The sequence below is a fragment of the Micromonospora sp. NPDC049529 genome (assembly GCF_055586685.1).
The window spans coordinates 441,798-467,110 of sequence record NZ_JBVJHT010000001.1 but is presented as its reverse complement, the minus strand read 5'-3'; the positions used below and the strand labels follow the sequence as shown (position 1 = coordinate 467,110).

At 70.4% G+C, this 25,313-nt stretch carries 26 protein-coding genes and 3 tRNA genes; 11 read left to right on the top strand and 18 right to left on the bottom strand.

Annotated elements, in window-relative coordinates; translation table 11 throughout:
* Position 1 precedes the first annotated feature (1 nt).
* The 6 genes from ACZ6QQ_RS02195 to ACZ6QQ_RS02170 all read right to left on the bottom strand — a co-directional run bounded on the left by ACZ6QQ_RS02195 (position 2) and on the right by ACZ6QQ_RS02170 (position 7,791).
* On the bottom strand, positions 2-1,630 hold the full coding sequence (locus ACZ6QQ_RS02195) for a glycoside hydrolase family 13 protein (RefSeq protein WP_465873585.1): 1,629 nt from the start codon (positions 1,628-1,630) through the stop codon (positions 2-4).
* A gap of 100 nt (positions 1,631-1,730) precedes the next feature.
* The gene (locus ACZ6QQ_RS02190) at positions 1,731-2,618 is read right to left on the bottom strand and encodes a carbohydrate ABC transporter permease (RefSeq protein ID WP_465873584.1); all 888 of its coding nucleotides are present in this window, start codon (positions 2,616-2,618) and stop codon (positions 1,731-1,733) included.
* A gap of 13 nt (positions 2,619-2,631) precedes the next feature.
* Complete coding sequence (locus tag ACZ6QQ_RS02185; RefSeq protein ID WP_465873582.1) at positions 2,632-3,588, bottom strand: carbohydrate ABC transporter permease; 957 nt, start codon at positions 3,586-3,588, stop codon at positions 2,632-2,634.
* Between the two features lie 85 nt (positions 3,589-3,673).
* Positions 3,674-5,050 (bottom strand): ABC transporter substrate-binding protein, encoded by a 1,377-nt coding sequence (locus ACZ6QQ_RS02180; RefSeq protein ID WP_465873581.1) that lies wholly within the window; start codon positions 5,048-5,050, stop codon positions 3,674-3,676.
* A gap of 268 nt (positions 5,051-5,318) precedes the next feature.
* Positions 5,319-6,320, bottom strand: coding sequence for a LacI family DNA-binding transcriptional regulator (locus ACZ6QQ_RS02175; protein WP_465873579.1), 1,002 nt, complete (start codon positions 6,318-6,320; stop codon positions 5,319-5,321).
* Between the two features lie 76 nt (positions 6,321-6,396).
* Positions 6,397-7,791, bottom strand: coding sequence for a dihydrolipoyl dehydrogenase family protein (locus ACZ6QQ_RS02170; protein ID WP_465873578.1), 1,395 nt, complete (start codon positions 7,789-7,791; stop codon positions 6,397-6,399).
* Positions 7,792-7,969: 178 nt separating this feature from the next.
* Between ACZ6QQ_RS02170 and ACZ6QQ_RS02165 the strand changes: the two genes are divergently transcribed.
* Complete coding sequence (locus ACZ6QQ_RS02165) at positions 7,970-9,172, top strand: serine hydrolase domain-containing protein (RefSeq protein WP_465873576.1); 1,203 nt, start codon at positions 7,970-7,972, stop codon at positions 9,170-9,172.
* Here the strand turns inward: ACZ6QQ_RS02165 and ACZ6QQ_RS02160 are convergent.
* Positions 9,169-10,077 (bottom strand): phytoene/squalene synthase family protein, encoded by a 909-nt coding sequence (locus ACZ6QQ_RS02160; protein WP_465873575.1) that lies wholly within the window; start codon positions 10,075-10,077, stop codon positions 9,169-9,171. The two genes, ACZ6QQ_RS02165 and ACZ6QQ_RS02160, sit on opposite strands and share 4 nt — an antisense overlap.
* Positions 10,078-10,316: 239 nt before the next feature.
* On the opposite strand from ACZ6QQ_RS02160, the gene crtI reads away from it, so the two are divergent.
* From crtI to ACZ6QQ_RS02125, 7 genes are all read left to right on the top strand, one after another.
* Positions 10,317-11,798 carry a phytoene desaturase family protein gene (crtI, locus tag ACZ6QQ_RS02155; protein WP_465873573.1) on the top strand — a complete coding sequence of 494 codons (1,482 nt, stop codon included), beginning with the start codon at positions 10,317-10,319 and terminating at the stop codon, positions 11,796-11,798.
* Positions 11,795-12,418: an isopentenyl-diphosphate Delta-isomerase gene (gene idi, locus ACZ6QQ_RS02150; protein WP_465873571.1), complete on the top strand. Its 624-nt coding sequence runs from the start codon at positions 11,795-11,797 to the stop codon at positions 12,416-12,418. The genes crtI and idi overlap by 4 nt, the downstream gene beginning before the upstream one ends.
* Positions 12,408-13,400: a MerR family transcriptional regulator gene (locus ACZ6QQ_RS02145; protein WP_465873570.1), complete on the top strand. Its 993-nt coding sequence runs from the start codon at positions 12,408-12,410 to the stop codon at positions 13,398-13,400. Before idi ends, ACZ6QQ_RS02145 begins: the two co-directional genes overlap by 11 nt.
* Positions 13,401-13,526: 126 nt before the next feature.
* Positions 13,527-14,342 (top strand): polysaccharide deacetylase family protein, encoded by an 816-nt coding sequence (locus ACZ6QQ_RS02140; RefSeq protein ID WP_465873569.1) that lies wholly within the window; start codon positions 13,527-13,529, stop codon positions 14,340-14,342.
* Positions 14,343-14,474: 132 nt separating this feature from the next.
* Positions 14,475-14,547: transfer RNA gene (locus tag ACZ6QQ_RS02135), tRNA-Glu, on the top strand.
* A gap of 68 nt (positions 14,548-14,615) precedes the next feature.
* Positions 14,616-14,692, top strand: a tRNA-Asp gene (locus ACZ6QQ_RS02130).
* A 106-nt stretch (positions 14,693-14,798) separates the two neighbouring features.
* Positions 14,799-14,872, top strand: a tRNA-Phe gene (locus ACZ6QQ_RS02125).
* A 174-nt stretch (positions 14,873-15,046) separates the two neighbouring features.
* Here ACZ6QQ_RS02125 and ACZ6QQ_RS02120 read toward each other — a convergent pair.
* The 8 genes from ACZ6QQ_RS02120 to ACZ6QQ_RS02085 all read right to left on the bottom strand — a co-directional run bounded on the left by ACZ6QQ_RS02120 (position 15,047) and on the right by ACZ6QQ_RS02085 (position 20,381).
* Entirely contained in the window at positions 15,047-15,280 is a 234-nt protein-coding gene (locus tag ACZ6QQ_RS02120) for a hypothetical protein (protein WP_465873567.1), read from the bottom strand.
* Positions 15,281-15,733: 453 nt separating this feature from the next.
* Positions 15,734-15,931, bottom strand: coding sequence for a hypothetical protein (locus tag ACZ6QQ_RS02115; protein ID WP_465873565.1), 198 nt, complete (start codon positions 15,929-15,931; stop codon positions 15,734-15,736).
* 163 nt (positions 15,932-16,094) lie between these two features.
* The gene (locus tag ACZ6QQ_RS02110; RefSeq protein ID WP_465873564.1) at positions 16,095-17,285 is read right to left on the bottom strand and encodes a helix-turn-helix domain-containing protein; all 1,191 of its coding nucleotides are present in this window, start codon (positions 17,283-17,285) and stop codon (positions 16,095-16,097) included.
* 174 nt (positions 17,286-17,459) lie between these two features.
* Positions 17,460-18,194, bottom strand: coding sequence for a glycosyltransferase family 2 protein (locus ACZ6QQ_RS02105; RefSeq protein WP_465873562.1), 735 nt, complete (start codon positions 18,192-18,194; stop codon positions 17,460-17,462).
* A gap of 58 nt (positions 18,195-18,252) precedes the next feature.
* Complete coding sequence (locus tag ACZ6QQ_RS02100) at positions 18,253-18,753, bottom strand: hypothetical protein (protein WP_465873560.1); 501 nt, start codon at positions 18,751-18,753, stop codon at positions 18,253-18,255.
* A 262-nt stretch (positions 18,754-19,015) separates the two neighbouring features.
* Positions 19,016-19,405: a DUF2304 family protein gene (locus tag ACZ6QQ_RS02095; RefSeq protein ID WP_465873559.1), complete on the bottom strand. Its 390-nt coding sequence runs from the start codon at positions 19,403-19,405 to the stop codon at positions 19,016-19,018.
* Positions 19,406-19,440: 35 nt separating this feature from the next.
* Positions 19,441-19,803, bottom strand: coding sequence for a hypothetical protein (locus tag ACZ6QQ_RS02090; RefSeq protein ID WP_465873558.1), 363 nt, complete (start codon positions 19,801-19,803; stop codon positions 19,441-19,443).
* A complete protein-coding gene (locus ACZ6QQ_RS02085; protein WP_465873556.1) occupies positions 19,800-20,381 on the bottom strand; it encodes a helix-turn-helix domain-containing protein in 582 nt (193 codons plus the stop codon). Before ACZ6QQ_RS02085 ends, ACZ6QQ_RS02090 begins: the two co-directional genes overlap by 4 nt.
* A 193-nt stretch (positions 20,382-20,574) precedes the next feature.
* On the opposite strand from ACZ6QQ_RS02085, the gene ACZ6QQ_RS02080 reads away from it, so the two are divergent.
* Entirely contained in the window at positions 20,575-21,165 is a 591-nt protein-coding gene (locus tag ACZ6QQ_RS02080; protein ID WP_465873555.1) for a hypothetical protein, read from the top strand.
* 83 nt (positions 21,166-21,248) lie between these two features.
* On the opposite strand, the gene ACZ6QQ_RS02075 is transcribed toward ACZ6QQ_RS02080, so the two are convergent.
* Positions 21,249-21,815: a snapalysin family zinc-dependent metalloprotease gene (locus ACZ6QQ_RS02075; protein WP_465873553.1), complete on the bottom strand. Its 567-nt coding sequence runs from the start codon at positions 21,813-21,815 to the stop codon at positions 21,249-21,251.
* A 238-nt stretch (positions 21,816-22,053) separates the two neighbouring features.
* On the opposite strand from ACZ6QQ_RS02075, the gene ACZ6QQ_RS02070 reads away from it, so the two are divergent.
* Positions 22,054-22,569, top strand: coding sequence for an SRPBCC family protein (locus ACZ6QQ_RS02070; protein WP_465873552.1), 516 nt, complete (start codon positions 22,054-22,056; stop codon positions 22,567-22,569).
* Here the strand turns inward: ACZ6QQ_RS02070 and ACZ6QQ_RS02065 are convergent.
* On the bottom strand, positions 22,525-23,280 hold the full coding sequence (locus ACZ6QQ_RS02065; RefSeq protein ID WP_465873550.1) for a DUF2786 domain-containing protein: 756 nt from the start codon (positions 23,278-23,280) through the stop codon (positions 22,525-22,527). The genes ACZ6QQ_RS02070 and ACZ6QQ_RS02065 overlap by 45 nt on opposite strands.
* Positions 23,281-23,324: 44 nt before the next feature.
* A complete protein-coding gene (locus tag ACZ6QQ_RS02060) occupies positions 23,325-23,711 on the bottom strand; it encodes a hypothetical protein (protein ID WP_465873784.1) in 387 nt (128 codons plus the stop codon).
* 205 nt (positions 23,712-23,916) lie between these two features.
* Here ACZ6QQ_RS02060 and ACZ6QQ_RS02055 point away from each other — a divergent pair, with 205 nt between their 5' ends.
* Entirely contained in the window at positions 23,917-25,269 is a 1,353-nt protein-coding gene (locus tag ACZ6QQ_RS02055) for an ABC transporter substrate-binding protein (RefSeq protein ID WP_465873549.1), read from the top strand.
* Positions 25,270-25,313 lie beyond the last annotated feature (44 nt).

Here is a 25,313-nt window from a genome sequence, read left to right as displayed (position 1 = left end):
ACTAGACCGTTCCGGTCCGGAGCCAGACGGCCGTGTCCGGCGCGAGCAGGTCCCCGTCGAGCGGTCCGCTGGCCAGCAGGATGCTCTCGTGCGCCGGCAACGGCACCGGTACGCCGGAGAGGTTCACCACGCAGGCGAACCCGTCGCCGCGGGTGAAGGCGAGCACGTCGTCCGGGGCGTCGATCCAGCTCATCGGCCCGTCGCCGAGGCCGGACTCGGCCCGCCGGATCCGGATCGCCGCCTGGTAGAGCGCCAGCATCGAGGACGGGTCCCCGGTCTGCGCCTGGGCGGTACGCCCCTTCCACTCCGCCGGCTGGGACAGCCAGGGGGCGGTGGTCGCGCCCTCGGGGCTGAAGCCGAACGGCGGCGCGTCACCGGACCACGGCAACGGCACCCGGCAGCCGTCCCGACCGGGGTCGACGTAGCCCGACCGGGGCCACATCGGGTCCGTACGCTCCGCCGGTGGGACGTCGACCTCCCAGAGGCCGAGTTCCTCGCCCTGGTAGACGTACGCGGCGCCGGGCAGGGCGAGGGAGAGCAGGGCTGCCGCGCGGGCCCGTACGGTGCCGAGTTCGAGGTCGGTGAAGATGCCCTCGCGCTTCTTGGCGAAGCTGAACGTGGTGTCCTCCCGGCCGTACCGGGTGACGTGCCGGGTGACGTCGTGGTTGGACAGAACCCAGGTGGCGGGGGCGCCGACCGGGGCGTGCGCCGCCAGGGTGCCGTCGATGCTCTCGCGCAGCGCGGCCGCGTCCCAGGCGCAGCCGAGGAAGTCGAAGTTGAACGCGGCGTGCAGCTCGTCCGGGCGCAGGTAGTTGGCGAACCGCTGCCGGTCGGGCATCCACACCTCGCCGATCAGGGCCCGGTCGCCGGGGTACTCGTCGGCGATCCGCCGCCAGGCCCGGTAGACGTCGTGCACCCCGTCGAGGTCGCGGAACGGGTGCGGCCTGCCCGGCAGGGTCTCCGGCAGGTTCCCGTCCTTGACCAGCAGGCCGGCGGAGTCGATCCGGATGCCGTCCACGCCCCGGTCGAACCAGAACCGCAGGATGTCCTCGAACTCGGCCCGGACCAGCGGGTGTTCCCAGTTGAAGTCGGGTTGTTCGGCGGTGAACAGGTGCAGGTACCAGTCGCCGGGGGTGCCGTCCGGGTTGGTGGTCCGGGTCCAGGTCTCGCCGCCGAACTCGCCGACCCAGTCGGTGGGCCGCTGGTCTCCGTTCGGGCCCCGGCCGGGGCGGAACCAGAACAGGTCCCGTTCGGGTGCGCCGGGTCCACCGGCGAGCGCGGCCTGGAACCACGGGTGCTTGTCCGAGCAGTGGTTGGGTACCACGTCGACGATGGTCCGGATGCCGAGCGCGTGCGCCTCGGCGATCAGCGACTCGACCTCAGGCAGGGTCCCGAAGATCGGGTCGATGTCGCGGTAGTCGGCGACGTCGTAGCCGGCGTCGGCCATCGGGGACGGGTACCAGGGACTGAACCAGATCGCGTCGACGCCAAGCGCGGACAGGTGATTCAGCCGGGACCGGATGCCGGCGATGTCACCGATGCCGTCGCCGTTGCCGTCGGCGAAGCTCCGTGGATACACCTGGTAGATCACCGCTCCACGCCACCACGGACTGTTGTCTGCTGTGGACACGAGCACCTGCTTTCTGCGTCAGTACGTCGGGCGGGTTCGCCGGACCTGGATGTGTATCGGGCGAACTGTCGTTGTCCGCCGCGCGGGAGGTAACGCAGTGCTATCCCTTGAGGCTGCCCGTGGTCAGACCGGACATGATGTTCCGCTGGAAGATCAGGAAGATGATGACGGTCGGGATCGCGGCGATCACCGACGCGGCGATCACCACGTTCTGGGGCGTACCACCGGCGAAGGCGTAGATGCCGACGCTGACCGTCCGGGTCTCGGGCGACGGCATGACCAGCTTCGGCCAGAGGAAGTCCTTCCAGACCGCCGTCACGGAGAAGATCGCGACCACGCCGAGGATGGGGCGCGACATCGGCAGGATGATCGACCAGAGCGTACGCAGCGGCGTCGCCCCGTCCATCAGCGCCGCCGCCATCAACTCCTCGGGGATCGAGTCGAAGAACCGCTTCAGCAGGAAGATGTTGAACGCGTTCGCGACCAGGGGCAGCCAGATCGCGAACGGCGAGTCGAGCAGGTTGATGTGCACGATCGGCAGGTCGATCACGGTCACGTACTGCGGGACGATGAGGACCATCGCCGGGATCATCAGCGTCGCCAGCATCGCGCCGAGGATCACGTTGCCGAAGATCGGTCGGAGCTTCGACAGGGCGTACGCGGCGGCGGTGTCGAAGACGAGTTGGAACAGCACCGCGCCGGCCGCGTAGTAGAACGTGTTGAACAGCAGCTTGCCGAGGTCCAGGTTGTTCCACGCGTCGGTGTAGTTCTGCCAGTCGGGGTCCTGCGGGAACAGCGACGGCGGGGTCTGGGCGATCTCCTGGCCAGACTTGAGCGCGCCGGTGACCATCCAGTAGAGCGGCCCGAGGAAGACGAGCGTGAAGCCGGTGACGACGACGGCCAGCAGCGTCCAGTAGATGACCTTGCCGCGCCCTCGGGTGAGCTGGGCATGGGAGATGAGTGTCCGGGTCCCGGAATCCTGTGCCATTGCCTCGCCCGTCCTAGTCCTGTTTCGCGGTCAGTCGTACGTAGACGGCCGAGAAGCCGGCCAGCACCACGAGCATGATCACGCCGAGCGCCGCAGCGCCGTTGAGGTCGTTCTGGAAGAACCCGTGCTGGTAGATGAGGTACGCGACCGAGGTCGCCGAGTCCTCCGCGCCCGCGCCGTTGGCGAGGATCAGCGGCTCGATGAAGAGCTGCATGGTGGCGACGATCTGGAGCATCGCCAACAGGGCGAGGATCAACCGGGTCTGCGGGATGGTGACGTTGACGATCCGTCGCCAGATCCCGGCGCCGTCGAGTTCGGCCGCCTCGTAGAGTTCGCCGGGCACGTTCTGCAGCGCCGCCAGGTAGATCAGCACCGCGCTGCCCATGTTCATCCAGGTCGACGCGATCACCATGGCCGGCATCGTCATCTCGGGCGACTGCATCCACTGCGAGGTCGGCAGGTGCAGTGCCTTGAGGATGGCGTTGAACAGCCCGGCCTCGCTGGGGTCGTACGCGTAGAACTTGAACAGGAACAGCGCCGAGGCCGGCGGCAGCATCACCGGCAGATAGACCAGGATCCGCAGGTAGCCCTTGGCGTGGCGGAACTCGTTGAGCAGGATCGCCACGAAGAACGGCACCGCGTACCCGAGGACGAGCGCGAGGACCGTGAAGTAGAAGGTGTTCTGCCAGGCGGTCCAGAAGCTGGGGTCGGCCACGATGCGGACGTAGTTGTCCCAGCCGACCCAGGTTGTCTCCCCGCGCCGGGTGCGCTGGAAGCTCATGACGATGCCGCGGATCATCGGGTACCAGGAGAAGACGATGAAGCAGAGCACCGCCCCGATCAGGAACGCGTGACCGGTGAGGTTGTCCCGTACCTTGCGGCCGAGGCTCGTACGCTGCGGCCGTGCCTGGTACGGCGACGCGGGGCGTCCCGGTTTCCTGCTGGTCTCCGGGGCGGTGGTGAGCGCCAAGGCAACTCCTGGGTGAGTCGGTGACACCGATGGTGCGGCTGGACGGTGTGGGGGCCGGGCGCACCGGCCCCCACACCGTCGCCGATCAGCTCTCTGCGGCGAGGAGCTGGTTGACCTTTTCTTCGGCCGTCTTGAGCAGCGCGTCGATGTTCGAGTTCGGGCTGGTCAGCACCCCGGACATCGCGGCGTCGAGGACGGCGTAGATCGCCTGTGCGTTGCGCGGCTCACCCTTGATCGGGACCGGGTTCGCCTCGAAGGCGGCGAAGTTCGCGGTGTCGACGTTGGCGTTGGCCTTGCGCAGGTCGAACTCCTGCTTCTGCGCGTCGGTGCCGTTCGCGAAGAGCAGCGGCTGGGGCAGGCCGACCGGGTAGTTCTGCGGCTTGGCCCGGACGTAGTCGAACTGGCCCTTGCCCGGCGTCAGCTTCTGGTACGCGATCCACTTCAGACCGGCCTTGACCTGCTCGGGGGAGAGGTCCTTCTTGAAGAAGTAACCCTCGCCACCACCGAGCGTGGCCTTCGCCGGGCCGTCCTGGCCGGGCAGCGGGCCCATCGCCCAGTCCTGGAACTTGCCCTGGAACTGGCTGACGATCGCCTGGGTGGCGTCCGGCGCGCCGATGAACATGCCGACCTTGCCCGCACCGGCGTTCGTCAGCAGGTCACCCCACTGGAGCAGCTGCCGGTCGCCCATGCTGTTGTCGCCGTAGCGCATGTCCTTGAGGTTCTGGAGGACCTGCTTGCCCTGCGCGTTGTTGAAGTCGGCCTTCTTGCCGTCCGGGGTCAGCACCTGGCCGCCCTGCGAGTAGAGCAGGGAGGTGAAGTGCCAGCCGCCGGTGTTGCCGGCGCTGTACTCCGAGTAGCCGGCGATGCCGTTGCCGAGTGCGGAGATCTTCTTGGCGGCGGCCCGGACGTCGGCCCAGGTCTTCGGCGGGCTGTTCGGGTCGAGCCCGGCCTGCTGGAACAGGACCTTGTTGTAGACCAGGCCCATCGAGTAGTTCTTCACCGGTACGGCGTAGAGCTTGCCGCCGTCGGTGAAGACCTCCTTGAGTGCCGGGTCGATGCTGTCCCAGGTCGGGACGGTGTCCTTGTTGGCGTACTGGGAGATGTCCATGGCCTGACCGGAGTCGAGCACCTGCTGGAGATCGGTCATGTAGCCGTAGAACAGGTCGGTCACGGTGCCACCGGCGAGGCGGGCGGTGAAGTCCGGCGGGTTGTTGCACTGCTCGCCGACGCTCACGCTCTTGACGATGATGTCCGGGTTCTGCTTCTGGAACTCCACGACGTCGTCGTTCCAGTTTTGCAGGATCTCTTTCTGGGCGCCGACCGGCTGGCAGTCGACCGTGATGGTGACCTTGCCGTTGGCGGTCGACGAGTCGTCGCTCTTCGTGGAGCAGGCCGTGAGGCTGACCCCGAGGCCGGCTACGAGCGCTAACGCCGCAGCCTTCCGCAACGTGGATCTGTCCATGAACGAACACCCTCCCCTGGGTGGGCACGCGGGATTGTGATCTAGCTCTCTAACACGCAATGTTTCGTGGCGATGACGATACAAAGTCGAATCGCTCCACGCAAGAACTCGACCGAAAATCGAAAGACTGCGACTGTTTGCCCCAGGTCGGCGGCGTACGACGCCACCCCGGCCGGCACAGCGACACGAAAGGGCGGACCGGAGGCCGGTCCGCCCTTGGTCGTACGCGTCGGGGCTGGTCAGAGGGTTTTCAGGACAGGAAGGTCGGTCAGCGGCTGGGTACGGGCGCGGTCGAGCCGCGTACCACCAGCTCGGGCTCGAAGAGCAACTCGTCGTGCAGCACCCCGGCCCCCTCGATCTGGGTCACCAGCAGGTCCACCGCCGCCTGCCCCATCGTCTCGATCGGCTGCCGGACCGTGGTCAGCGGCGGATCGGTGCAGGTCATGAACGCGGAGTCGTCGAAGCCCACCACCGAGATGTCGGCTGGCACCGAGCGCCCCAACCGACGGGCCGCCCGGATGGTGCCCAGGGCCAGCACGTCGCTGGCGCAGATGATGCCGGTCACCCCCCGCTCGACCAGCTTGGTCGCGGCGACCCTGGCCCCCTCCATGGAGAAGCTGGACCGCTCCACGCACTCGTCGCCAGGAGCCCAGCCGGACACCTGGGCCATCGCGGCCAGCTTGCGCCTGGACGGCACGTGGTCCTCCGGCCCGAGGACCATGCCGATCCGCTCGTGGCCGAGCGAGCGCAGGTGCCCGTACGCCTGCTCCACCGCCACCGCGTCGTCGGTGGAGACCCGGGGGAACTCCAACTCGTCCACCCCGGCGTTGACCAGCACCACCGGCAGGCCCCGGTCGGTCAGCCGGCGGTAGTGGTCGTGCCGGGCGTCGGCGAGCGCGTACGAGCCACCAGCGAAGATCACCCCGGAGACCTGGTGGTCCAGCAGCATCTCGACGTAGTCCATCTCCGAGACGCCGCCGATCGTGCGCGCACAGAGCGCCGGGGTGAAGCCGCGCTGGGCGAGCGAACCGGTGACCACCTCGGCGAGTGCCGGGAAGATCGGGTTCTGCAATTCGGGCAGGACCAGGCCGACCAGCCGGGCGCGTTCACCCCGGAGCTTTGTCGGCCGTTCGTAGCCGAGCACGTCCAAAGCGGTGAGCACGGCGGTCCGAGTGGCCTCGGAGACGCCATCGCGACCGTTGAGCACCCGGCTCACCGTGGCCTCGCTGACGCCGGCCTTCTTCGCTACTTCGGTGAGGCGTTTAGTCACGGCCGCAATGGTACGGCAGTTTCTTGCAAGAATTTAACGCGAATCTGCCGGCGTGGTCTCTCCGGCTGCCGTGCGGCTACTTCAGATTGTTCACGGCGTCCCCGATGGCCCGATGGAAAGTCGGGTAAGCCCAAATCATCTGCCGCAGTTGGGCCACCGGGACGGCCGCGTGCACCGCCACGGCCAGCGCACCGAGCACCTCGCCACCGGCCGGACCGGCCGAGGTGGCGCCGACCAGGACGTCCCGATCGGCATCCGCGATCAGCTTGATGAATCCCTCGTTGCCGACCTTGTGGATCCACCCGCGCGAGGAATCCGGCAGCCGGGTCTGCCCCACCCGCAGCCGCAGCCCGGCCTCCCGAGCCTGGCGCTCGGTCAGCCCCACCGCACCGATTTCCGGATCGGTGAACGTCACCCGGGGCAGCGCCCGATAGTCGGCCCTCGGCCCGTCCCGATCAACCGCCGCGGCGCCCGAGCCGCCACCGCTCAGGATGTCCTGGATCACAATTCCGGCCTGGTACATAGCCATGTGCGTGAATGCGCCGTGACCGGTGACGTCGCCGACCGCCCAGATGCCGTCGGCCACCCGCATCCGGTCGTCGGTGTCGAGATAACGCTGCTGCGGGTCCAGACCCACACTCGGCAGACCGAGCTCGTCCAGCCGGGCCCGCCGGCCGCTGGCGACCAGCAACCGGTCCGCGCGTACGGAGCCGCCGCCGGTCAGGTGCAGGGTGAACCCGCCCGTGCCGTGCTCGACCCGCTCGGTCCGCATCCCGGTGTGGATCTCCACCCCGTCGGCCCGCAGCGCGGTCGTGGCCAGCTCCGACGACTCCGGCTCCTCCATCGCCAGCAGCCGGTCGGACCGCTCCACCACGTGCACCCGGACCCCGAACCGGGCGAACACCTGCGCCAACTCCAGGCCGATCGCCCCGCCACCGAGCACCGCGATCGAACCGGGCAGTTCGGCCGCCTCGATCGCCTCGTGATTCGTCCAGTACGGCGTGCCGGCCAGCCCCTCGACCGGCGGGATCACCGGTTCCGTACCGGTGCCGACGACGATGCCCCGACGGGCCCGGTAGCGGATCCCGTCGACCTCGACCAGGCCGGGCCCGACCAGCTCGGCCGTACCCCGGACCAGCCGACCGCCCTTGCCGGTGAACCGGTCGGCGGCCCGCTTGTCGGTCCAGCCCGCGGTCGCCTCGTCCCGGATCCGGGCCGCGACCGGCGCCCAGTCCGGTACGACCTCCGCCCGGCCGCCCAGCATCCCGACCCGCTTCGCCTCGGCCAGCGCGTTCCCCGCCCTGATCATCATCTTGCTCGGAATACAGCCCCAGTACGGGCACTCGCCCCCGACGAGCCGGCGCTCGACCCCGAGTACGGAGAGACCGGCCTCGGCCAGCCGGCCGGCGACCTCCTCGCCCCCGACACCGAGTCCCATCACGATCACGTCGAACTGCTCCGGCTCCGTCACCCCGTCAGCATCCCGCACCGAAAGGACCCGGACCACTCGGCTGCCGATTCAGCCGACCACCGATCCGGGGCGCCGCCGCCCCCGGATCAGCCGGCCGATCCAGCGGAATCGATCCGGGACCGGTGACGGCCCACATAACGTGTGTCGGCGTCCCCGTACGGCGGCCTACCGTGTGCGGGTGGATGCGGACCGGGTGCGTGAGGATCGGGTGGAAGGCGACTGGGACCGGCGGTTCGTCGCCGTACGGGACGCCTTCGCGGCGCTGCTGAGCGACGAGCGTCCGACTGAAAATCGGAAGGTCGGCGCAACCGGCGACCTGCCCGACGACTCGGCCGGCGGCGGCCGGCTCGGCGGCGCGGTCGAGACCGGGGCGTCGCTCGCCGTCTGGCATCGCGGCCGACCGGTGCTGGACCTGGTCGGCGGCTGGCGGGACAGCGCCCGGACCCGGCCCTGGACCCCGGACACCCTGGTCAACGTCTATTCGGTGGGCAAACCGGTGGCCGCGCTCTGCCTGCTGCTGCTGGTCGAGCGGGGTCGGATCGGGCTGGACGACCCGGTGGTCCGGCACTGGCCGGAATTCCGCGCCGCCGGGGCGACCGTACGGCACGTGCTGAGCCACACCGCCGGGCTGCCGGTGTTCCCGGTGCCCCGGCCGGAGTCGGCCCTGCGCGACTGGGACCTGCTCACCGGCGACCTCGCCGACGCCGAGCCGGTCTGGGCGCCGGGCACCGTCGCCGCCGAACACGCGCTGACCTACGGGCACCTCGTCGGCGAGCTGGTCCGCCGGGTCGACGGCCGGTCGATCGGCCGCTTCCTGGCCGACGAGATCGCCGGCCCGTGGCGGCTCGACCTGCACTTCGGCCTCGCCCCGGCCGACCAGGCCCGCTGCGCCGACCTCGGCTACGGCGACCCGGACTGGCCGGTCACCGTCCTGGGCACACCGGGCTCACTGCGCGCCCGAGCGCTCGGCAACCCGGCCGGCTGCCTGGACCTCGCGGTCCTCAACGGCCCGCTCTGGCGCTCGGCCGAACTGCCGGCGGTGAACCTGCACGCCACCGCCGCCGGCCTGGCCCGCTGCTACGCCGGGCTGCTCGCCGGTGGCGAACTGGACGGCGTACGGCTGTTCGGTGCCGAACTCGTGGCCGAGCTGACCCGGGCCCAGTACGTCGGCGACGACCTGCTGCTGGAGCGCCCCGCACAGTGGACGCTCGGCATGCAGCTCGAAGAGGACGGGAGCTGGGGCATGGGTGGGATCGGCGGCAGCGTGGCCTGGGCCGACCCGGTACGCGACTACACGTTCGCGTACGCCACCCGGCACCTGGCCGGCTTCAACCGGGTGGAGGGGCTGGTCGACGTCCTGCACACCTGCCTCGACGGCTAACCGGCCGGACCGGGCACCGCCACCGGAGTGCCGGGGCGGGTCAGCAGGGCCCGTGCGGCGACCGCCGCCCGGCGCCGGTTCGGCACGGCGGCCCGGCGGACGAACACGTCGTAACCGGCGGCGGCCACCTCGTCCAGGATCCCCCCGTAGAGCAGGTACGCGGTCCGCATGCACGCCTGCGAGGCGGGGTTGAGCAGCACGATCCCCGGTGCGGCGGCGGCGTAGTGCACCTGTGCGCGGGCCACCTCGTACGCGATCAGCTCCCGGATCGGTGCGCTGGCCCGGCGCCGGGCGGCGGCCTCGACCAGGTCGTGCCGGCTCACGCCGAACTTCGCCAGGTCCTCGTCGGGCAGGTAGGTGCGTCCCCGGTCCAGGTCCTCGGCGACGTCCCGGATGAAGTTGGTCAGTTGGAACGCCAGGCCGAGCTGGCGGGCCGGTTCGCGGGCGGCGACCGGGTCGGACGAGCCGAGGATCGGCAGCATCATGGTGCCGATCACCGCCGCCGAGCCCTCCATGTAGTCGAGCAGGTCGTCGTAGCCGGCGTACGAGGTGACCGTGAGATCCATCGCCATGCTGCGCAGGAACGACGTGAAGTCGTCCGGGTCGAGTCCGAAGCCGTTGATGGTGTGCAGCACCGCCGGCAGCAGCGGATCGTCGACCGGGGCGCCGTGCAGCCCGGCGACGAACCGGTCGGACCAGTCGGTGAGCCGGGCGGCCCGCTCGGCCGGCGGCAACGCATCGGTACGGTCGACGATCTCGTCGGCGTAGCGGGTGAAGCCGTAGAGCGCGTGTACGTGCCGCCGCTTCCACGCCGGCAGCAGGCGGGTCGCCAGATAGTAGGTGCGACCGTGCTGTCGGTGCAGCTCACGGCAGCGCCCGTAGGCCGCGGCGAGATCGGTTCGCACCGTTGCCCGTTCCTGGTCCACCGCCCGGTCCTCCGAGTTACTCGTCCTGATCCTTCGCCGGTGATCGGCCTACCACCAGTAATCGACGCACCAATCGACGCAACTCGCAACCCTAGGGTACGCTCCGGCAACGGCCAAGGCACCGGGCCGCACCACAATCGGCCCCGCACTTACCCGTCTTGCTGTGGTAACGACTCATCGGCGGGCATGATGAGGGATCGCAGTAGGGAGGTGGTCGCGTGCGGACCGTGAGCGGACCGACCGATCGGGTCGTGGTGGTCGGGGCGGGACTCGGCGGGCTCGCCTGTGCCCTGCACCTCGCCGGCAGCGGCCGGCAGGTCACCGTGCTGGAACGCGAACCGGTGCCGGGCGGCCGGGCCGGCCGGCTCAGCCTCGGCGGGTACGAGTTCGACACCGGCCCGACGGTGCTCACCATGCCCGACCTGATCGCCGAGGCGCTGGACGCGGTCGGCGAGGAGCTGACCGACTGGCTGGACCTGATCCCGCTCGACCCGGCGTACCGGGCGCACTATCCGGACGGCTCGACGCTCGACGTACACACCGACACGGCGGCGATGGCGGCCGAGATCTCCCGCGTCTGCGGCGCCCGCGAGGCCGACGGCTACCTGCGCTTCGTCGACTACGCCCGGAACCTGTGGCAGCTGGAACGTGCCGACTTCATCGAGCGCAACCTCGACTCGCCGACCGACCTGCTCACCGGCAACCTGCTCAAACTCGTCGCGGCCGGCGCCTTCCGCCGCCTCCAGACGAAGGTCAACCAGTTCTTCCGCGACCCCCGCACCCAGCGGATCTTCTCCTTCCAGGCGATGTACGCCGGACTCGCCCCGCACGACGCGCTCGCCATCTACACCGTGATCTCGTACCTCGACTCGGTCGCCGGGGTCTACTTCCCGCGCGGCGGCATCCACGCCGTCTCCCGCGCCCTGGCCGGGGCGGCCGAGAAACACGGCGTCCAGATCCGGTACGGCACCACCGTCAGCCGGGTGGAGACCTCGGCCGGCCGGGCCACCGGGGTCACCACCGCAGACGGTGAACGGATACCGGCCGACGTGGTGGTCCTCAACCCGGACCTGCCGGTCGCCTACCGCGAGCTGCTGCCGCCGACCCGGCAGCGCCGGCTGCGCTACTCCCCCTCGTGCGTGGTGCTGCACGTCGGCTCGGACCGGGCCTACTCCGGCATCGCCCACCACAACATCCACTTCGGCCGCTCCTGGCGGGGCACCTTCCAGGAGGTGATCAAGCGCGGTCAGTTGATGTCGGACCCGTCCCTGCTGGTCACCAACCCGAGCCGGACCGACCCGTCCGTCGCCCCGGCCGGCCGGCACTCCTACTACGTGCTCGCCCCCGTGCCGAACCTCGACCGGGCGCCGCTTCACTGGCGCGGCGACCTGGCCCGGCGGTACGCGGCCGAGTTGGCCGCCACCCTGGAGAGCCGGGGATACGTCGGGTTCTCCGACGGGATCGAGGTGTCGGAGATCGTCACCCCGGCCGACTGGGCCGATGCCGGGATGGCCGGCGGGACCCCGTTCGCCGCCGCGCACAGCCTTTTCCAGACCGGACCATTCCGTCCAACGAATCTGCACCGCAGACTCTCCAATGTGGTGTTCGTTGGATCGGGTACGCAGCCTGGAGTGGGAGTTCCGATGGTGCTGATCTCTGGCAAGCTGGCCGCGGCGCGGGTCACCGGCGGTGGACGATGACCGCCGCACGGGAGGAACACCTGGTCGAGCTCGTTGACGACGGCGGCACCGTGCTCGGCGAGACCACGGTCGCGGCAGCCCACCAGCCGCCGGGGCAACTGCACCGGGCGTTCTCGGTGCTGCTGGTCGACCCGTCCGGCCGGGTGCTGCTGCAACAGCGGGCCACGGTCAAGACCCGGTTCCCGCTGCGCTGGGCCAACTCGTGCTGCGGACACCCGGAACCGGGCCAGTCCCTGCGTACGGCGGCCAACCGGCGGCTGATGGAGGAGTTGGGCGTCGGCCCGGTCGAGCTGACCGAGGTCGGGGTCTACCAGTACTTCGCCGAGGACCCCGCGACCGGACGGGTCGAGTTCGAGTACGACCACGTCCTGCGCGCCGACTTCGCACCGGACCAACCGGTGCTGCCGGACCCGGCGGAGGTGGCCGACCTGCGCTGGGTCGACCCCGACGAACTGCGCGCCGACCTGGCCGCCAACCCGGACCGGTACGCCCCCTGGCTCGTCGGCGTCATCGAGGCGTACCTGCGGTCGATCCCGGCCGACGCCGCTGCCACCGGGGTGCGGGCGAGCGCCACGACCGGCCCGGTGGACAACGCGGCGGAGCCGCCGGGTGGGCGATGACGGACTGAGCGCCGGGGCGGTCGCTCGCCGGCTCGGCGTGGCGGTCACCACCCTGCGCACCTGGCACCAGCGGTACGGCCTCGGGCCGAGCCGCCACGTGCCCGGCCAACACCGGCGTTACACCCCGCAGGATCTCGCCCGCCTGGAGATCATGCGCCGGCTCACCGCCGAGGGGGTGGTGCCGGCCGAGGCGGCCCACTGGGCGCAACGGGCGCACGACGTACCCGATCGGGGTGAAGCGGCTCCGGGCGGCGGGGCGGCGGCCGACGTACCCGGTCGGGTCCCGGCACCGCGCCGGGCGACGATCCGGCCGCGCGACGGCGGCGGGCGGACCATCCCGGTCCGGGCCGCCGGCCCGGCCGCGCGCGGACTGGCCCGCGCGGCGATGCGGCTCGACGCGACCGGTGTCTGCGAAACCATCGAACGGGTGATCGCCGCCGACGGCGTGGTGGCGACGTGGGACGGGTTGCTGCGGCCGGTGCTCGCCGGGCTCGGCGAGCGGCACGCCGCCACGGCCGGCCTGATCGAGGTGGAGCACCTGGTCTCGCGCTGCGTCTCCGAGGTGCTCGCGGTGGTCACCCGGACCGCTGCGCCCACCGGGCCGCCCCGGATCCTGCTCTCCTGCGCCGACGAGGAACAGCACACCCTGCCGCTGGAGGCGTTGGCCGCCGCGTTGGCGCAGGCCGGGGTGGCCGCCCGCCAGCTCGGCGCCCGGGTGCCGGTGGCGGCGCTGGCCGACGCGGTGGCCCGGACCGGACCGGCGGTGGTCGTCCTCTGGTCGCACGCCCGGTCCACCGCCGACCCGGCCCAGCTCCGCGCGGTGCTCGACCGCCCGCACCGGCCGGTGCTGCTGGTCGCCGCCGGGCCCGGTTGGCGGGCCGAGGCGCTGCCCGCCGGGGTGCCGCACCCGGCCAGCCTGAGCGAGGCACTGACACTCACCATGGCGGTTGCCGCGACGGCCGACCGGTCCCTGACCGGCTGACTCCGGAATCAGCCGGGATCGGCCGGAATCGAGGCTCACCGGGGCCACGGCCGACGTCGTGGTGGGCTAGCGTGAGCCCCGCTTGCCCCCGATGCTCCCTCGCCCGATACCCCTCGGGAGTCGACGATGATCCGACCCGCCGCGCTCGCGGCCGGGCTGGTCCTGGTGGCGCTCTTCACCGGTGCCTGCGCCAATGATCAAGGCGGCCTGGCCGCCCTGCCCAGCTTCTCTCCGTTCACCCCGGCCACCAGCGCACCGGCGCCCGTCCCGACCGTGCCGGCCACCAGCGCACCGCCCGCCCCGACGCTCCAGCCGACGCCGAGCCGTCCCCCGGCGCCGCGCGCCACGATCGGCCCGTACGACACCAGGCGGCTGACCGGGTCGAAGGGGGTCGCGCTCACCTTCGACGACGGCCCCAACCCGGAGTGGACCCCGAAGGTGCTCGACCAGCTCCGGGCGGCCAAGGTCAAGGCGACGTTCTGCCTGGTCGGTTCGCGGGCCCGCAAGTACCCGCAGTTGGTCGCCCGGATCGTGCGCGAGGGCCACGCCCTGTGCAACCACAGCTGGCAGCACGATCTCAAGCTGGGCCGGAAGTCGGAGGCGGAGATCCGGGCCGACCTGATCCGGACCAACCGGGAGATCCGCCGGGCGGTGCCGGGAGCCAAGATCGGTTACTACCGGCAGCCGGGCGGCGAGTGGACCCCGGCGGTGGTCCGGGTGAGCCGGGACCTGGGCATGACGCCCCTGCACTGGGACGTCGACCCGAGGGACTGGGAAAAGCCCGGTGCCGAGGCCATCAGCAAGCGGGTGATCATCCAGGCCCGGCCGGGTTCGATCATCCTGCTGCACGACGGGGGTGGGGACCGCAGCGGCACGCTCACCGCCTGCCCGACCATGCTCGCCGCTTTGAAACAGAAGTACGGGATCGTACGGCTGAAGTAGGTTTGGGGGCATTCTGCCCCCGCGCGCTACCGGTTTGATCCTGCGGGCGGCGATCACGTATGCTTTCCAAGCCTCCGGCGGGGCCGGATGGGTGCAACTGCTTGAGTTGTCTTGTGCAATGATGGCGGGGCCGCCCTCATCGTCTAGTGGCCCAGGACGCCGCCCTTTCAAGGCGGTAGCACGGGTTCGAATCCCGTTGGGGGCACGTGCACCACCCCGGCCAGCCGGCCGGTGCAAGACCGGAAAGAGCAACATGCAAGGATGTACGAGCTAGGTCCTGTGGAGCAGTTGGAGTGCTCGCCGCCCTGTCAAGGCGGAGGTCGCGGGTTCAAGTCCCGTCAGGACCGCCAGCGCCGTCCGCCGCGCGTAACAACGCGCGGCGCTCTGCGTTTCGGAGCAGGTCACCTGTGCTGCGGCCACCCCGCCGGACAGGTAACATGAGCCGAGCAACACCCAGGCCAGGTAGCTCAGTTGGTACGAGCGTCCGACTGAAAATCGGAAGGTCGGCGGTTCGACCCCGCCCCTGGCCACATAGCCTTTCGCCGGGCTATCAGAGCAACCCCGACCAGCGGAAACGCCGGAGCGGGGTTGCTCTATTTCTGTGCCCGGAATCGGTTTGACGGATCAATGAACAGCCGAAGTGGTCGCATCGAATGGTTCCAGTGGACGCACCGGTTCCCGACACATACTCGGTCGGAACGTTTTCACAGCAGGTGTACTCGTTCGGTGTTACCGTCCAGACTCCGTACGGTCAGGCTCCCGCCGCCGCGTTCCAGCAGGTCGAGCACCAGGCTGTAGACGACGAGTGCCCGGTTGATCGTGTCGGTCTTCGTGTCCCTGGTTCGGGCGCACGCCGCATCGAGGGCATCGACGGCGCGCGGGATCAGGTTGACCGTCACCTTCACGAGTACGGACCGGTCCGGCTCGGGTGCGGTCATCAGCGGGTCCAGGCGATGAACCGGACGTACAACTCGGCCGGCGTCGACTCGCTCAGATCCCGAGCCGCGCGAACCAGATCAGTCGCCATGGACATCGCCAGGCTCACCCGGTCACCACCGAACGACGCGAGCAGCTCTTCCCGAGCGGTCTCGCACGGCCACAGCTTCCCGCATCTACCGCAGTCCCACCGGTTGCCGGAACCCTTGTGGGTCACATCGCCGACAACCGTGTTCCGCGACTGAGTCACCCCCGCACCTCCGCCTCGACGGCCAGCATCTCCGGATCGACCACCACTTTCCGCGCCCACCGCAACCGAGAGCACCGACCCGCCCGGTAACACGGACACAGCCCGCACTCCTCACCCCGCTCATGCCGGACAACGATCGACCGGGCGATCCCGAGCAACGCCGGCCACAAATACCGCGAGGCCCGCGTCAGCGGATGCCGATCATTCATCGCCGCCGCCAGACCCAACGCGGACGCCGGGTGTTCCACAGGATCCGGACCAGCGCCCGCGTGTCCCGGGCCACCGGCAGTGCCGGAATCGGCGGCGCGTCAGCCGGCAGGTACGCGCCGCACCGGTCGGGATACTCCGTCGCCGGGCCGGGCTGTACCGGTGGAGCGGGGTCGGGGGGATCGAGCCATCGCATCGCGCACCTCCGTCAGATGGCCGGGGACGCCGGGCCAGCCACGGGGGCAGCCGGCCCGGCACGATCGGGAGACACGGCAGCTCATTCACTCTTGACGGAGACCGAGCCACCACGCCGTGATCACGAGGTTACGGACGGCTGAACGGAGAGGTATTACTCGCGGTTATGCGTGCACGTCCACGCCGACGCGACGGGCAAGAATACGCAGATCATCCGAGATCGACCGCTCGCGCGCCCGGCGCGCCATCGCCACGACCGCGTCGTGGGCGAGCGGGTTCAGCGTGAACGTCATGGGCGCAGCCCGCTCCGCTCGCATGAACGAGGTCAACGCCTCCCGATCGTTGCGCCCCGAGTGCGCGAGTGCCCGACCGAGATCCAACCAGTACGACTGATGCCGGAGCACCGCCCGCAGCGGATCGGGACGTACCGTACGTGCCACCTCGATGACGCGGCCGTACTCGCCCAACTCGGCAGCAATCGACATCTCCCACAACTTGACGTTTGTTGGCCCGAAGCCTCCCTGGTTGAAGCCTGCCCCGTCCTCGGGGTCACCAAGGGTGCCGGCTTCCCGAGCCGCCTCGGTCAAGTGCGCCCGCGCGTCGTCGGGCCGACTGTCCACGGCCGAACTGAACGCCGCCGACAGATGGAGCATGCCCAGCATCTGCCGTACGTCCAGGTCCGCCGCAGCGCTTTGCAGGTCCACGAGTGCCCGGCCGGCAACCCGGCTGGTGACTCCAGCCGCCTCGATCGGCAACGACTGGGTGGTCGCGAATCGAGCCGCGCCGACCCAGGCGGTGTGTCCGGACTGCTCGGCGGCGGACAGGGCTACCTTCGCCGCGCTCCGCGCCAGGTGGCGGTAACCGAGGTGCCGCAGACAGGCCGACGTGTGATACCCGACCTGCGCGAGCGCCCGGCCGCCGTCGTCGTGCGCGGCGGCAGCCACAAGCAGGGCCGGCAACGTACGGGCCATCTCCGGATAGTTCGCCCGATCTCGAAGCTCGATGCTTCGCTCGATCCCGACGGAAACCTGCTCGGCGGTCCAGGTCGCCGTGCGCCGTTCGCCCTCCTCGATCTCGACCAGGGCGGCCCAGATGGCAGGGACGGCGTCGACCGCTCCCGCCTTCATCGGGTCCGTCGGGTCGCCGGGCTGATCGAGCAGATCAGAGACCGTGACCTGGAGGGCGGCGGCAATTCCGATGAGGGTGGAGCGTCGCTCGATGGTCTTGCGGCCGGCTTCGACCTGCGAGATATAGTACTGAGAGACTCCCGCGAACCCGGCGAGGACGGCCTGGGTCATCCCGCCGCGGCGAAGACGCCAGTACTTGATCCGCGCACCGATCGTGCCTGTGGACATGGATGTTGCCCTCCCAGGTAGCGGTCTGGGCGATGACCGCGCCAGCCGCTACAACCGGCGAGCCGCCACTTCGGACGGTACACCGGGAGAAACGATCGAGGGAGTACCCCAGGGTGGGGCACTCCCTCGATCGGCCGTCACCTGCGTGCTGGTGACCAGCACGCAGGTGACGGGTCAGATCTGCTTGACCTGTTCCTGGGGCAGCGGGTAGCGGCGGATCAGGGCCAGGCCGAGTACGGCCACCGCGCGGGTCAGGTACAGCGTTGCCTTCAGCGAGGACTGACTGGGCGTACCGGCGGCGCGGGGGCGCATGGCGACCGGGACCTGGAGCACCCGGAACCGGGACCGGGCGGTGTGCACCACCGTCTCGATGGTGTCGCCGAGGTACTCGACCGGGTAGGCGTGGGCGAACATCTCGATCACCCGGCGGTTCGCCGCCCGGAACCCGGAGGTGGTGTCGCTCAACCGGGTGCCGGTGATCCGGCTGAGCACGATCGCGAGCAGGCGCATGGCGTAGCGGCGGGGTCCGCGTACGGTGTAGTCGCCGGTGCCGGCGAAGCGGGCTCCGATCACCAGGTCGGCGTGGTCGAGCGCGTCCACGAGCTGCGGTACGAAACGCGGGTCGTGCTGCCCGTCGGCGTCGATCTGGATGGCGACGTCGTAGCCGTTGTCCTCGGCGTACCGGTAGCCGAGCCGCATGGCCCCGCCGACGCCCAGGTTGTACGGCAGCCGCAGCACGTGCGCCCCGGCCCTGCGCCCCTGTTCGGCGGTGCTGTCCATCGAGCCGTCGTCGACCACGAGTACGTCGACCGTCGGCAGTTCCCGCTGGACCTCGCGTACGACGTCGGCGATGGACTTCTCCTCATTCCAGGCCGGAATGATGATCAGAACTTTCTTGTCCCCGATCATTACCGAACGTTCCCTTCTCGTCGGCTCGCCGAGCAACAGCCTGGTCTGCTGGAGCAGCTCACTGGATCGTGATCGCCTGGAACTCGACCACGCCCGTGGTGTTGAAGCTGAGCTGCTGGTAGCTGAAGCCGTCGAAGGGCTTTGCCCAGCCGAGCTTCTGCGGGAAGGACGCGAGCAGCGGGCCGTCGGTCAGCGCCTCCGGTACCCGGAAGGCTTGGCCGTCGGCCGCGATCAGGATCGGGGACCAGTCCTTGAGGACGGTGTGTACCAGGGTGTTGAGCAGCGGGCTCGGCTCCGGTGTGAAGCGGGCGACCAGGATCTCGTCCGGCCCGACCTTCGGCACCGCCACCGGCAGGCCCGCCTGCACCGGCTGGACCTGGAGGGTGCGCGGATCCGAGCAGCGATTCTTGGTGTGGTGCAGAAGGGACCAGCGTTCGTCGGCGGCGCCGGCCGTGTAGTTGCAGGCCAGCGCCAGCAGGTAGCGCGGGGTGTCCCAGCGAGCGGAGGGTGATGCCGAGCCACACCAGCGCGGTCCTGCGCGACCGGGCCAGTGCCGCAAGCTGACCCGCCCGATCCCGGACTCGCCGCCTCGCTCCCCCGCTATTTTCTGAGTCAGCAGGTTCAGTAGCCGGCTCGCTGTCGACCACGACCGGATCCGCAGGGTCGTCGGCCGCGAGTCTGCCGAGTTCCGCTGCCTGCATGCGTCCACCTTGAAGATCGTCGGCGTTCGTGAGCCGACATCATATGCAGCCGCCGTTACAGATCACGCAGCCGCGTACGCGGCAGCCCGGCACGCCACCGCGCACGCTTTTCCGCGCGGATCACCAGGTCCGGGTGGTCTTATCCCCCGTCATCTCCCCCGTCATCGGGGAGCTGTCGGCTCGGTCGAACCTGCCGCGCAACAGCGACACCTCTTCGGCGAGCACCCGCGTCTCCTCTTCCAACCGGCTGAGTTCCCAACTCAGGTGGATGGTGACCAGTAAGAGGAAGACAACCCCGCCGAAGAGCACCAGACTCACGCCGTTGACCACCCCGAGCAGGTCGGCCAGCCGGTCGGGGAGGCGGGGGAAGAACGCGAGCGGCAGTGCGATCACGGCCACGGTGATCAGCAGAGCCGCGTACTTCTCTCGTAGTTGACGCCGCCGGAGCAACTCGACGACGAAGGCGATCAGACAGATACCGACAAACGCGGTAAGAATGGTCAGGCGCATCGAATCGCGATAGTAGTACACCCAGAAGCCGCCGGTCAGAGTGCCACCACCGCGACGCCCCGGCCGACGTACCGGTCGGGCTGACAGGTGACCAGGAGACCGTTCGCGCTCTTCGCCTCGAAAACGGTGTGCCGTACGGAGAGTTCGCCGGTTCCGCCGGAGATGGCAACCGCCACGTGCTCGGTCAGCGGCAGACAGACCACGTCGGGCAGGTTGAGCAGGGCGTACCAGGAATCCCAGCCGATCGGTACGACCGCGTTGGCGTCGTGGATGACGGTGGTCGGGAAGCCCAGCAGGATCCGGCCGTGCTCGGCGCGACGGTAGAGGCGGAGCAACGGATCGTGGTTGTTGAGGAATCCGATGAGGGCCGAGCTGTCGTAGACGTAGAGCTGCTTCACGCGGCTGCCTGGTCCGGCGGACCGTAGATGCGCAGCGCCTCTTCCTGTGCCCGTGCCACCGCTTCGTCCAGACGCCGTTCGGCCTCCGCGTCGTCCAGCAGCTCGGTCTGTCCGAGCAACTCCCGGACCCGCTGCCGGCGGGCCTCCAGTGGGATCTGCTGGTAGTCGCGGCGCCCCGGCCACTGCCGGTCGTAGTCGGCGACGATCAGCGAGGCGAGGTAGCGCTCGGGTGTGGTGTGGCTGGTGAGGGCGAGTTGGTTGAGCAGGTCGCGGGTTTCGACGTCGAGCCGGATGCGCTCGTCCACCTGCCCCGCCGGTCGATCGCGCAGGTCGTCGATGGTGAGGTAACCGAGCGCGACCAGCGCGTCGGCCGGTTCGATGTCCAGCGTGACCAGCACCGACCGCAGCCTGCTCGCCGGCTCCGAGCCGCGCAGGTCGCCCTCTTCCCAGGCCTGGATCACCTTCTCGGGGAGCCCGGACCGCTCGGCGAGGGTCTGCTGGCTCCAGCCTTTGCGCAGCCGGGCTTCGTGCACGAGGTTCGCGAAGCCTTCTCCCCGTGCCGCCTGCTCATCCGCCATCCCCGGATCCTAACCACGGAGGCGTCGGCCCCGCCGTACCGTTCGGCGCGTCGCCACCGCCCACCCGTCGGGGCGCTCCGGCAACCGGGCGGCCCCGGATTCGGACCGTCGGGACGTGCTCCATCGAACCGTGACATACACCGGCCCGGTCGGGCGTAGCGGCCGCCATCGTCGGCTGACCAGACTGCCAGTTATGACCTATCCATACCCGCAGCAGGATCCGTGGGCGGATCCGACGACAGCGTCACCGCCCCCGCCCGCACAGCTGCCGCCGACACTGCCGATGCAGCTCCCCGCGGCGAACCACCCGCCGGCCCCCACCTCGGCGCCGCCGTACCCGCCGGCACCGCACCACCCGCCCACACCACCGCCGTACGCGCCGGCACCGCACCACCAACCGGCACAGCAGTACGCCCCCGTGCAGCAGTACGCCCCGGCCCAGCAGCACTATCCGCACCCGCAGGCACCGCACCTGCCCGTACCGCAGCCGGTCTACGCCGTGCCGGTGGTGCCGATGAAGTCCACCGGGTCGGCGGTCGCGCTGGAACTCGGGCTCGGGGTGCTGGGCATCTTCGGGATCGGGAACATCTACGCCGGCCGGGTCGGTGTCGGCATCGCCCTGATGCTGTCGTTCTGGGTGCTGTTCTGGATCAATGTCGTGCTGATCGGCATCGGGATCGGCCTGGTGACCATGCCGTTGACCTGGGTGGCGTACGCGGTCGTCGGTTCGGTGGTGGCGGCGGGCGGGGTGGCCCGGCACAACTCGGGAGTGGTGGTGCGCTGAGCCGGGCGCGACTCACCCCGTACGGACCACGGGGCCGACCGGCGTCACCGCCGATCGGCCCCGTCCCACGGACGCGGATCGGGTCAGCTGCCGTTCCAGACGTACACCTTGGGGTTCGCCGGGTCGAGCTGTGCGGCCGCCGCGCTGCCGGCGAAGAGTTGGTTGACCCTGGCCGCCTCGGCCGCGCTCGGGTTGGCGTTGGCGCAGGAGACCGGTGCGCTGCTGCCGGACATCAGGTCGGAGCAGAGGCCGGTCCGGTTGTCGGGCAGGCCGAGGATGTGGCCGATCTCGTGGGTCGCGATCCGGGTCCGGTTGTATCCCTGGTTGACCGCCTGCCAGCCCATGTAGACCCGGCCGGAGCCGAGTCCGGTCACGTACGCCCGGGGCCAGCCGCTGTCGACGTAGATGATCACGCTGGCCGGGGTACCGGCGACCAGCCGTACGTTGCTCACCCGGCTGTTCCAGATCTGGGCGGCCTGGGTGAAGTTGGTGGTGAACTCGCCGGCCCGGCTGGCGTCGTAGTAGATGGTGCGTACGGCGATGTTGGCGTCCGCCGCCGCGGCCGATCCGCTGGCGACCTGCACGCCCATCATGGAGGCGGCCGCCACCAGCGCGGCCACGGCGGTACGGAGGAGTTGTCGTCTGAGCATCGCGGGCTCCCAACTCGACGGGACACGGAGTGGATCTCCGATTTAATCGACGGTCATTAATCTAATGCGGGTGCCACCGGCCGCCCGCATAGCACTTGCCTCATATCGAGCGCGACCCATGGGAACATCCACCACGGCCCATCACCACACCCGGTAACCACACGCTCGGCGCAGAGATTCAACCGCTGGTCGGCTCGACGCTGCTCTGCGGGGTCGACGGCCGGTAGGGTCCGGGCCTATGGGACAGGAGACCACCGAACCGGGCGGCATCCACCAGGACGTGGCGAGATACTCCCTGCGCAGCACCCTGTGGGTCTCCGCCCCGCCCGACCACGCCTTCGCCGTCTTCACCGGTGGCGTCGCCGACTGGTGGGTGATGGAGTACACCTGGTCCGGACCGACCGCCCTGGCCGCGATCGGCTTCGAACCGCACGTCGGCGGCATGGCGTACGAGATCGGGCCGCACGGCTTCCGTACCGACTGGGGCCGGGTGGTCGACTGGCAGCCGCCGTACCGGCTCGTCTTCACCTGGCAGATCGGGCCCGACCGGGTGCCGGTCCCCGACCCGGCCAACGCCAGCGAGGTGGACGTACGGTTCGTCGCCGAGGGCGACGACCGGACCCGGGTCGAGGTCGAGCACCGCGGCTTCGACCGGCACGGCGAGGCCGCCGAGGGCTACCGCGAGGCACTCACCGCCGGCTGGCACGAACTACTTTCCCGGTACGCCGCCTCGGTCAACGCGATCGCCAGCTGACGCCGACCGGCCCGCCACTGCGGAGGTCGTACCGGCGGGCACGCTCGTACCGCCCAGGTCGGCGCGGCGTCCGGCCTCGGCGCCCTGGCCCGCGCCACCGCCGGCCAGCCGGCGGGCCGAAGCGGTACGCAGCCTCGGGTACACCTCGGCCAGCCGTGACTGCACCCGCGTGCTCCGATCGGCCAGCACCAGCGCCATCGACGCCTGCCCGACCGGCGCACCCGCCGGGTCGGCCGCCGCGGCGGACTCGGCCGCCCGCAGCCGTTCCGCCACCGAGTAGGCGAACCCGGCGAGCCAGGAGCGCCGGAACGCGGCCGGCTGGTCGCCCGGTGGCACCGGGGTCGCGGCGAGCCCGTGCGCGGCCTGCACCAGGAGAGAGGTGAAGAGCAACTCCACCCGCTCCAGATCGCTGGCGAACCCGAACAGGTGCATCGCGAAACCGGATCCGGACCGCCGCCGTACGCTCCGGCAGCGCAGCGCGCCGGCCACCGCGGCGAGCAGCCCCGCCTTGTCCAACGCGTACGGCGCCAGCAGTTCGACCACCCGGTCGCCGACCGGATCGCTGGCCGGATCCCGGGCGGCGAGCAGCGCCCGGTCCACCCCGTACCGGGCGATCAGGTCGGTGGCCTTGGCCATGAACGCCGCCGCCTCGGCCTCGGTACAGGCCGGGTCCTCGGCCATCGCCAGCAGCTTGCGCACCTTGTCGAGCATTGCCCCAGGCTCCCACGCCGGGGGCGGGCCGGAACCGCCGACGGTTACGGCTTGCGGTGGCGGATGGTCGCCACGGCCGAACCGGCGAGGGTGAGCAGGCAGTCGGGGAGTTGGCCGTCGGTCAGCGCGGCACCGAAGAGCGCCTCGGCGGTGTCGATGTCGGAGTTCGCGTACGCGCTGACGAACCGGGCCACCCAGCGCGCGTCGTAGCCGGCCTCGTCGATGCCGGGGAACTCCAGCGTCCAACTCCCGCGTGGCACCTGGTCACCGACCATCGTGGCGGCGAGCCGCCAGGCCACCTCGTAGGCCCCAGCGACACCGGACCGGTCCACCACCGCGTCGAACGTGCCGACCACGGCGTCACTGTCACCGACCAGCGCGGAACGCAGCACCGCGTTGGCGTCGTCCAGCGTGTCCTGGGGTTCGTCCATCACGTGCGGAAGGGTATGCCGCCAGGTCAAGCAGGCGCCCGGGAATGCCCGAAAGCGATCGGTCGGCGTATATTACCGCCGGGTAGAAGATCGATCGAACGCCGCCCGCGCACCGATCCGCCGCACCACGAGCGACCACAGTCACACCGCCGACCAGGGGCACGCTAGTGTGCGCAGCGGACCTTCGGGGAGGAAGGACGACCTCATGCTCGTACCACGCGGTTCGCGCGGTGCTGCCCTTGCCGCCTGCGCGACACTCGTGCTCGCCACCGCCGCGTGCGGCGGGGACGAGCCCGAGGAGTCCGCTGCCCTTCCGACGCGCCTCTACGGCACGGACGGCAACATGCAGAACTCCTTCGTCAGGGAGTTCGACGGGCAGACCAAGCTGCTGGACGGCATGAAGGGCACCATTCCGCTCACCCCGCTCTCCAAGGACTTCAAGGACCGGGTCACCGCCATCGACCCGGGCCTGACCGACTTCCTCTACTCCGCCGAGGTCTACGACGCCATCGCGGTGAGCGCGCTCGCCGCCCAACTGGCCGGCTCGACCGCGCCGGCCGAGATCGCCAAGCAGATCAACGGGGTCACCGTGGGCGGAGAGCGCTGCGACTCGATCGCGGCCTGCCTGACGATCGCCCGCAACGGGGTGGACATCGAGTACCGGGGCGCGTCGCTCAACCGGGGCGGCTTCACCGACGCGGGCGAGCCGTCCACCGCCAGCTACGCGACCATGCACTTCGGCGAGCAGGCGAAGATCGACGACGGGAAGACCGAGTTCGTCGGGGCCGGTGACGAGTCGGCGGCCAGCACCCAGGCCCCGCCCGCGCCGAAGAAGCAGGTCGGCGGGAAGAACGACAAGCGGGACGGCTCCCCCCTCAAAATCGGTGGACTGCTGCCGAAGACCGGTGACCTCGCTCTGGCGTACCCGCCGCTCGGGGCCGGCGCGAAGCTGGCCATGAAGGAGATCAACGACGCGGGCGGCGTACTCGGCGAACCGGCGGTCTGGGTCGACGGCGACGACGGGACCAACCCGGACGTCGCGAAGGCGACCGTCGCGCAGCACGTCGCGGCCGGCGTACACGTGATCATCGGTGCCGCCGCGTCCGGGATCTCCCGCGCGGTGCTGCCCGACGTGGTCGCCGCCGGCCTGATCCTCTTCTCCCCGTCGAATACCGACGCCGGCCTGACCACCATCGACGACCAGGGCCGCTACTTCCGCACCGCCCCCTCGGACATCCTCCAGGGCCGGGCGCTGGCCGACGTGATCATGCGGGACGGGCCGCACCGGATCGCCCTGGTCGCCCGGAAGGACTCGTACGGCGAGGGCCTCCAGGGCAACGTCCGGGCCGAGCTGGAGCGGGCCGGGTTCGCCGCCGACCGGGTCAAGCTGCTCACCTACGACCCGCCGGCCAGGCCGGACTCGCCGCCGGTCGACTTCACCAGCGGCGCCGAGGAGATCAAGCAGTTCGGTGCGGACGCCGTCCTGGTCATCGGGTTCGCCGAGTCGGCCCAGGTGATCAAGGCACTCTCCGCCGCCGGGGTGCAGATCCGGCACTGACCGTCCTCACGCGGCGGCGGGCCACGACGGTCCAGCCACGGTCT